At 70.9% G+C, this 6,053-nt stretch carries 4 protein-coding genes; 3 read left to right on the forward strand and 1 reads right to left on the reverse strand.

What is annotated here, in order from left to right:
• Positions 1-9: 9 nt before the first annotated feature.
• Positions 10-1,197: an ROK family protein gene (locus ACWGKQ_RS46440; protein WP_453298140.1), complete on the forward strand. Its 1,188-nt coding sequence runs from the start codon at positions 10-12 to the stop codon at positions 1,195-1,197.
• Between the two features lie 112 nt (positions 1,198-1,309).
• Positions 1,310-4,057 (forward strand): glycoside hydrolase family 2 protein, encoded by a 2,748-nt coding sequence (locus tag ACWGKQ_RS46445; RefSeq protein ID WP_453298141.1) that lies wholly within the window; start codon positions 1,310-1,312, stop codon positions 4,055-4,057.
• On the opposite strand, the gene ACWGKQ_RS46450 is transcribed toward ACWGKQ_RS46445, so the two are convergent.
• Entirely contained in the window at positions 4,044-5,480 is a 1,437-nt protein-coding gene (locus ACWGKQ_RS46450; protein ID WP_453298142.1) for a hydrolase, read from the reverse strand. The genes ACWGKQ_RS46445 and ACWGKQ_RS46450 overlap by 14 nt on opposite strands.
• A 217-nt stretch (positions 5,481-5,697) precedes the next feature.
• On the opposite strand from ACWGKQ_RS46450, the gene ACWGKQ_RS46455 reads away from it, so the two are divergent.
• Positions 5,698-5,961, forward strand: coding sequence for a GlsB/YeaQ/YmgE family stress response membrane protein (locus ACWGKQ_RS46455; protein ID WP_453298143.1), 264 nt, complete (start codon positions 5,698-5,700; stop codon positions 5,959-5,961).
• Positions 5,962-6,053: the final 92 nt, after the last annotated feature.

Here is a 6,053-nt window from a genome sequence, read left to right on the forward strand (position 1 = left end):
AATGGTGCGATGGCCGCCAGCGACGTCGTAGAGCAGCAGGACCAGCCCTGGAGCCGGCAGCGACTGCGCAGCACCAACGAGCGACTGCTGCTGGACCGGCTGCGCACGCTCGGTTCCGCGTCGCGCGCCCAACTCGCCCGCGAGACAGGGCTGTCGAAGCCGACCGTGTCCAGTGCGCTGGCCGCGCTGGAGTCGGCGGGCCTGGTCCACGAGGTGGGCACCCACGCCCCGGAGCGCGGTCGCACGGCCGTCCTGTACGCGCCCGACCCGGCGGCCGGGTACGCGCTCGGTGTCGACGTGGGCAGGAGCTGGCTGCGGGTGGCGGTCGCCGATCTCGACGGCACCCTGGTCGCCCGCTCCGACGTGCGCAACCGGGCCCGGGGGTCGGGCGCGATGGCCGACCTGCTGGTCGCGACCGCCCGGCAGGTCGTCGCCAACTCGGGGGTGGACCCGGCCGAGGTGGTGCACGGGGTGGTGGGCACGCCGGGCGTGTACGACGAGCGGCAGCGGCGGGTGCGGTACGCGATGCATCTGCCGGGCTGGGGGCGCGCGGGCCTCTTCGACCGGATGCGCGAGGAACTGGGCGTCCCGCTGGAGGTGCACAACGACGCCAACCTCGCGGCCCTCGGCGAGTACACGTACGGCATCGGGGCGGGCAGCCGGCTGTTCGCGTACATCATGATCGGCACGGGTCTCGGGATGGGTGTGGTCAGCGAGGGGCGGCTGTTCACCGGGGCGCACGGGCTGGCCGGGGAGATCGGTTTCCTGCCCTGGCCGGGACAGCAGCGGGAGCCCGAGCGGCTCGAGGACGCGGTGTCGGGGGTGGCCGTGGTGGAGACGGCGCGGCGGCTGGGGATGACCGGGCAGCTCACGGCGAAGTCCGTGTTCGACGCGGCCCGCCAGGGCGACCCGGCCGCGGTGGAGGCGGTACGTCTCGAGGGCGAGCGGATCGCGCACACGGTGGCGGCGGCCGCGGCCGTGCTCGATCCCGACCTCGTGGTGCTCGGCGGCGGTGTCGGCCACAGCGTCGACCTGCTGCTGCGCCCCGTGCGGGAGCATCTGCGCACCCTCACCCCGCTGCGCCCGAAGCTGGCACCCAGCAGGCTCGGCGAGGACGCGGTGCTGCTCGGCGCGGTGGCCACGGCCCTGGGCACCGCCCGTGACCTGGTGTTCGAGCGCAGGTCGGGCGCGTCCTGAGAACGGCGCCACCAACTCGCGCGGGCTCCACGGTGATTGACACGGCCTCCGCGGGACCCTAGCTTGAGCCGGGTTAGTAAAGTTTCCTAACTTTACGAGCCTGGAGACCATCGTGTTCCCTCGCCGTGCCCCCGGACACCGTCTCGCCGCGGCCGCCGTGGCCCTGGGACTGCTCTGCTCACTGAACACCAGCGCCTGGGCCGGGGCCCGCGACCCGGCCCACGGGCCCGCCCGGATCACCCGTGTGCCGTCCGCCACCGGGTCGAAGACCCCGCTGGCGGGCTACGCGATCCGGTCGACGGCCGAGGTGGGCGACTCCGCGGCGGCGGTCTCCTCCCCCGGCTACCCGACGCAGGGCTGGTATCCGGCGGGGCCGCGCTCCACGGTCCTCGCCGCACTGCTCGCCGACGGCGTCTACGCCGACCCGTTCGTCTCCACCAACCTCCAGAAGATCCCCAAGTCGCCCTTCCAGGTCCCCTGGTGGTACCGCAGCGACTTCACGGTCACGGACCCCTCGCACCGCACCTACCTGGACTTCAGCGGGGTGATCTCGGCGGCCGACGTGTACGTCAACGGCCACCGGGTCGCCACGGCCGACGAGGTCACCGGCGCCTACACCCACCATGAACTGGACGTCACCTCCCTGGTGACGGCCGGCACGAACACGGTCGCCTTCCGCATCCAGCCCAATAACCCGAACAAGAACCTCACCATGGGCTGGCTCGACTGGCTCCAGCCCCCGCCCGACCAGAACATGGGCATCGTCCGTGACGTCCTGGTCCGGCGCGGCGGCCCGGTCGCGCTGCGCGACGCGCACGTGGTCACGAAGCTCGCGGTGCCGTCCCTCGCGACGGCCGACCTGACGGTGAAGGCACAGGCCCGCAACGACTCGGACACGCCGGTCACCACCGAGGTCTCCGGCACCGTCGCCGGGGTGGCCCTCACCAGGTCGGTCGAGCTCGCGGCCCACCAGACCAGGACCGTCACCTTCACCCCCGCCGACACCCCGGGGCTGCACCTGACCTCCCCGAAGGTGTGGTGGCCCGCGGGGATGGGCGGCCAGCCGCTCCACGACCTCGACCTCACCGCGTCCGTCGCCGGCACGGCTTCGGACACCGCCCACGAGACCTTCGGCATCCGGGACGTCCGGGCCCCGCTGAACTCCGACGGCGCCCGCCAGTACTCGATCAACGGCCGCCGGCTGCTGGTCAAGGGCGGCGGCTGGTCACCGGACGAGTTCCTGCGCTGGGACCGCGCCTATGCCGAGGACCGCCTCAGGTACGCCGTGGACCTGGGCCTCAACGCCATCCGGCTGGAAGGCCACATCGAGCCCGACGAGTTCTTCGACCTCGCCGACCGTCTCGGCGTCCTCACCCTGCCCGGCTGGGAGTGCTGCGACAAGTGGGAGGGGCAGACCAACAGCGGCGAGAGCGGCGAGAAGTGGACGGCCGCCGACTACCCGGTCGCCCAGGCCTCGATGGCCGCCGAGGCCGCCCGGCTGCGTGACCACCCGAGCGTGATCTCCTTCCTGATCGGCAGCGACGCCGCACCCGACGCGAAGATCGAGAAGAGCTATCTGGACGCCCTGGACGCCGCCGACTGGGCCGTCCCGGTGGTACCCGCCGCCTCCGACAAGTCGGCTCCCCAGCTGGGCAGTTCGGGCATGAAGATGACCGGCCCCTACGACTGGGTCCCGCCGGGCTACTGGTACGCCAAGCGCGAGGGCGGCGCCACCGGCTTCAACTCGGAGACCAGCGCAGGCCCGGACATCCCCACCCTCGACACCCTGCGCCGGATGATGACCCCGGCCGAACTCGACACCCTCTGGAAGAACCCGGACGCCAAGCAGTACCACCGCTCGCCGTCCGCGACCTTCGGCACCCTGAAGATCTACGACGACGCCCTCACCGGCCGTTACGGCGCCCCGAAGAGCCTCGCCGACTACGTCCGCAAGGCGCAGCTCGCCCAGTACGAGAACGTCCGCGCCCAGTACGAGGCGTACGGACGCAACCAGACCGACGCCTCGAAGCCGTCCACCGGGGTCGTGTACTGGATGTTCAACAGCGGCTGGACGTCCCTGCACTGGCAGCTGATGGACCGTTACCTCGACCAGGGCGGCGCCTACTTCGGCGCGAAGAAGGCCAACGAGCCGCTGCACGTCCAGTACTCGTACGACGACCGCTCGGTGGTCGTGCTGAACAACCGGCACACGCCGGCCTCCGGGCTCACCGCGCGGGCCACCCTCTTCAACCCCGACGGCACCGAGAAGTACGACCGGACCGTCACCGGTGTCTCGGTCCAGGGCGACGGCGCGCACAGCACCGCGCTCACGCTGCCGGCGTCGGTGACCGGGCTGTCGTCCACCTACCTGGCGCGGCTGGTCCTGACCGACGCGGACGGCAGGGAGGTGAGCCGCAACGTCTACTGGCTCTCCGGCAAGCCGGACACCCTCGACTGGGCGAAGACCGACTGGTGGCACACGCCGACGACGAGCCGCGCGGACCTGACGGGGCTGTCCTCGATGGCCCAGGTCCCGGTCTCGGCGACGGCGTCGACGACGGACGCCGACGGCACGTCGACCACCACGGTCACCGTCCGCAACACCGGCACCGGGAAGACCCCGGCCCTGCTGACGGACGTCCACCTGGTCGACCCGGACGGCAAGCCGGTACTGCCGGTCCAGTGGTCGGACAACGAGGTCAGTCTGTGGCCGGGCGAGTCCGCGACCCTGACGGCCACCTACCGGACCGCCGACCTGCACGGCTCGTCGCCCCTGGTGCGGGTCTCCGGCTGGAACGCGGTGGAGCGGACGGTTCCGGCGGGCCGGCCGGAACCGTCCGTCCCGCTCAGCTCACGTTGAGCGCGGTGTCGTCGATGACGAAGGACGTCTGGAGGGTCGAACCCTCGACACCGGTGAACTTGATGGTGGCCGTGGTGCCGGCCAGGGAGGAGACGTCGAAGCTCTTGAGGACGTATCCGGAGGCCGCGTTGAGGTTGGAGTACGTGGCCAGGGTGGTGGATCCGGCGGTGACCGTCAGCTTGTCGTAGGCGGTGCTGGTGGTGGTCTCCGCGGTGTCCACGTGCAGATAGAAGCTGAGCGTCGCGGAGCAGCCGGACGGAATGGTCACCGACTGGGACAGCGTGTCGGTGTGGGCGGTCCCGTAGCCGTCGAGCCAGGCCTTGTAGGAGCCGGTGCGGGCCGCCTCGCTGCTGGAGTTGGTGATGACCCCGCTGCTGCCGGTCCAGGTGGTGTTGCCGGACTCGAAGCCGGGGTTGCCGAGGAGCTGGGCGGAGGTGCAGGTGCCACCGCCGCCGCCCCCTCCGCCGCCACCGCTGCTGCCGCTGCTCGCGCCGGTCAGCCAGGCGGTGGCGTTGAGTGCGAGGGCGGCGTTGGTGGCGCCGGTGTCGTTCCAGCCGTCGTACAGGGTGTTGCCGGACTGGCCGGTGCCGTCGTCGATCGGGGAGCTGTCGCCCCAGAAGGCGACCCGGCCGCTGCCGAAGGTGCTGGTGGCGAAGAACGCGCCGGTGTTGCCGGAGTAACCGCTGCGGTACACCAGCCCCTTGACTGCCGAGTTGTCGGAGGGCTTGAGGGTGACGGTGGTGCCGTCGGCGATCAGGCTCTTGGTGACCGTGCCGAAGGAGCCGTTCAGCACCGGGTCGCTGCTGTCGCTGATGGCGGCCGGGTAACCGGAGCTGATGTCCAGCGAGTCGATCGAGAAACCGAACGGGTCGGTCGAGTCGACACTGTTGTTGGTCATCAGGTCGTTGAGGATCTCGACCGCGTCATAGCCGTCGTTGTTGCGGTCGGCGCCGGTGTGGTCGGAGATCATGAAGAGACCGCCGCCGGCCTTCACGAAGTTCATGATCGCCGTCTTCTCGGCGGTCGTGAACAGCGTGTTCGGCTCGGGCAGCACCAGCGCGTCGAAGTTCGACAGGTCGGTCGTCGACGAACCGCCGTAGGTGAGCGCGCTGGTCGCGGTCTTCATGCTGTAGCTGCCGGTCTTCTGGAGAGCGACGCCCCACGAGGAGAGCGCGCCGGTCCAGTCCGTCTCCGAGGACGGGGAGGAGTCCTGGGCGAGCGGGTCGGGCTTGCTGGTGGAGATGATCCAGTCCGCGTTGCCGGCCTCCTCGGCGTGGCCGTCGTCGAACAGGACGCGGTACGTGGTGGCCGCGTGGGCGGGGGCGGCCGCCGTGCCGACCTGGAGGGCGGCTCCCGTGACGAGCAGTGCGAACCCGGCCAGGGCGGTGGTGAATCTATGGCGGGATCTGCTGGATCCAAGCATCCGGCGAACCTCCATGAGGGGGTGGGGTAGAGGCGGTGCGGGCGCCAATTCTGCGCGCGTAGAACGTGCTTGAGATTTCTACACGCGTCGACTCATTGAAAGGTACATGGCATGTCGGGTCGGTGAACAGAAAACCGCTGTAACAACCGGACGGGACTGCCGCCGGATTGAGCGGGCAGATTGGACAGCAGCGGGGTACCGACGAAGAGGGGCGGACATGGAGATCTCGGGCATCATCAGCGCCATCGTCATCGGAGTCATCATCGGTGTGCTGGGGCGCCTGGTCGTCCCCGGCCGCCAGCACATCGGTGTTCTGTGGACCATCGTCGTCGGCATCGTGGCGGCACTGCTGGGTTCGGCGATCGCGGCGGGCTTCGGCGTGGCCGACACCAAGGGACCCGACTGGATCGAGTGGTTCATCCAGATCGCACTGGCGGCGGTGGGGATCGCGGCACTGGACCGCAGCAGGGCACGCCGGTGACCTGAGCACGCCTGGCGCGGGGGGGGGGCGCCCCCCCGCGCCGGGGCGCCCCCCCCCCCCGGCGGGCGCCCGGACGCGGCGGAAGTGTGAAA

Source organism: Streptomyces sp. NPDC054770 (genome assembly GCF_053611985.1).

Bases quoted from the DNA above. Each gene is read 5' to 3' on its own strand.
- ACWGKQ_RS46440 (WP_453298140.1), top strand. From the start codon at position 10: ATGGCCGCCAGCGACGTCGTAGAGCAGCAGGACCAGCCCTGGAGCCGG.
- ACWGKQ_RS46450 (WP_453298142.1), bottom strand. From the start codon at position 5,480: ATGCTTGGATCCAGCAGATCCCGCCATAGATTCACCACCGCCCTGGCC.
- ACWGKQ_RS46455 (WP_453298143.1), top strand. From the start codon at position 5,698: ATGGAGATCTCGGGCATCATCAGCGCCATCGTCATCGGAGTCATCATC.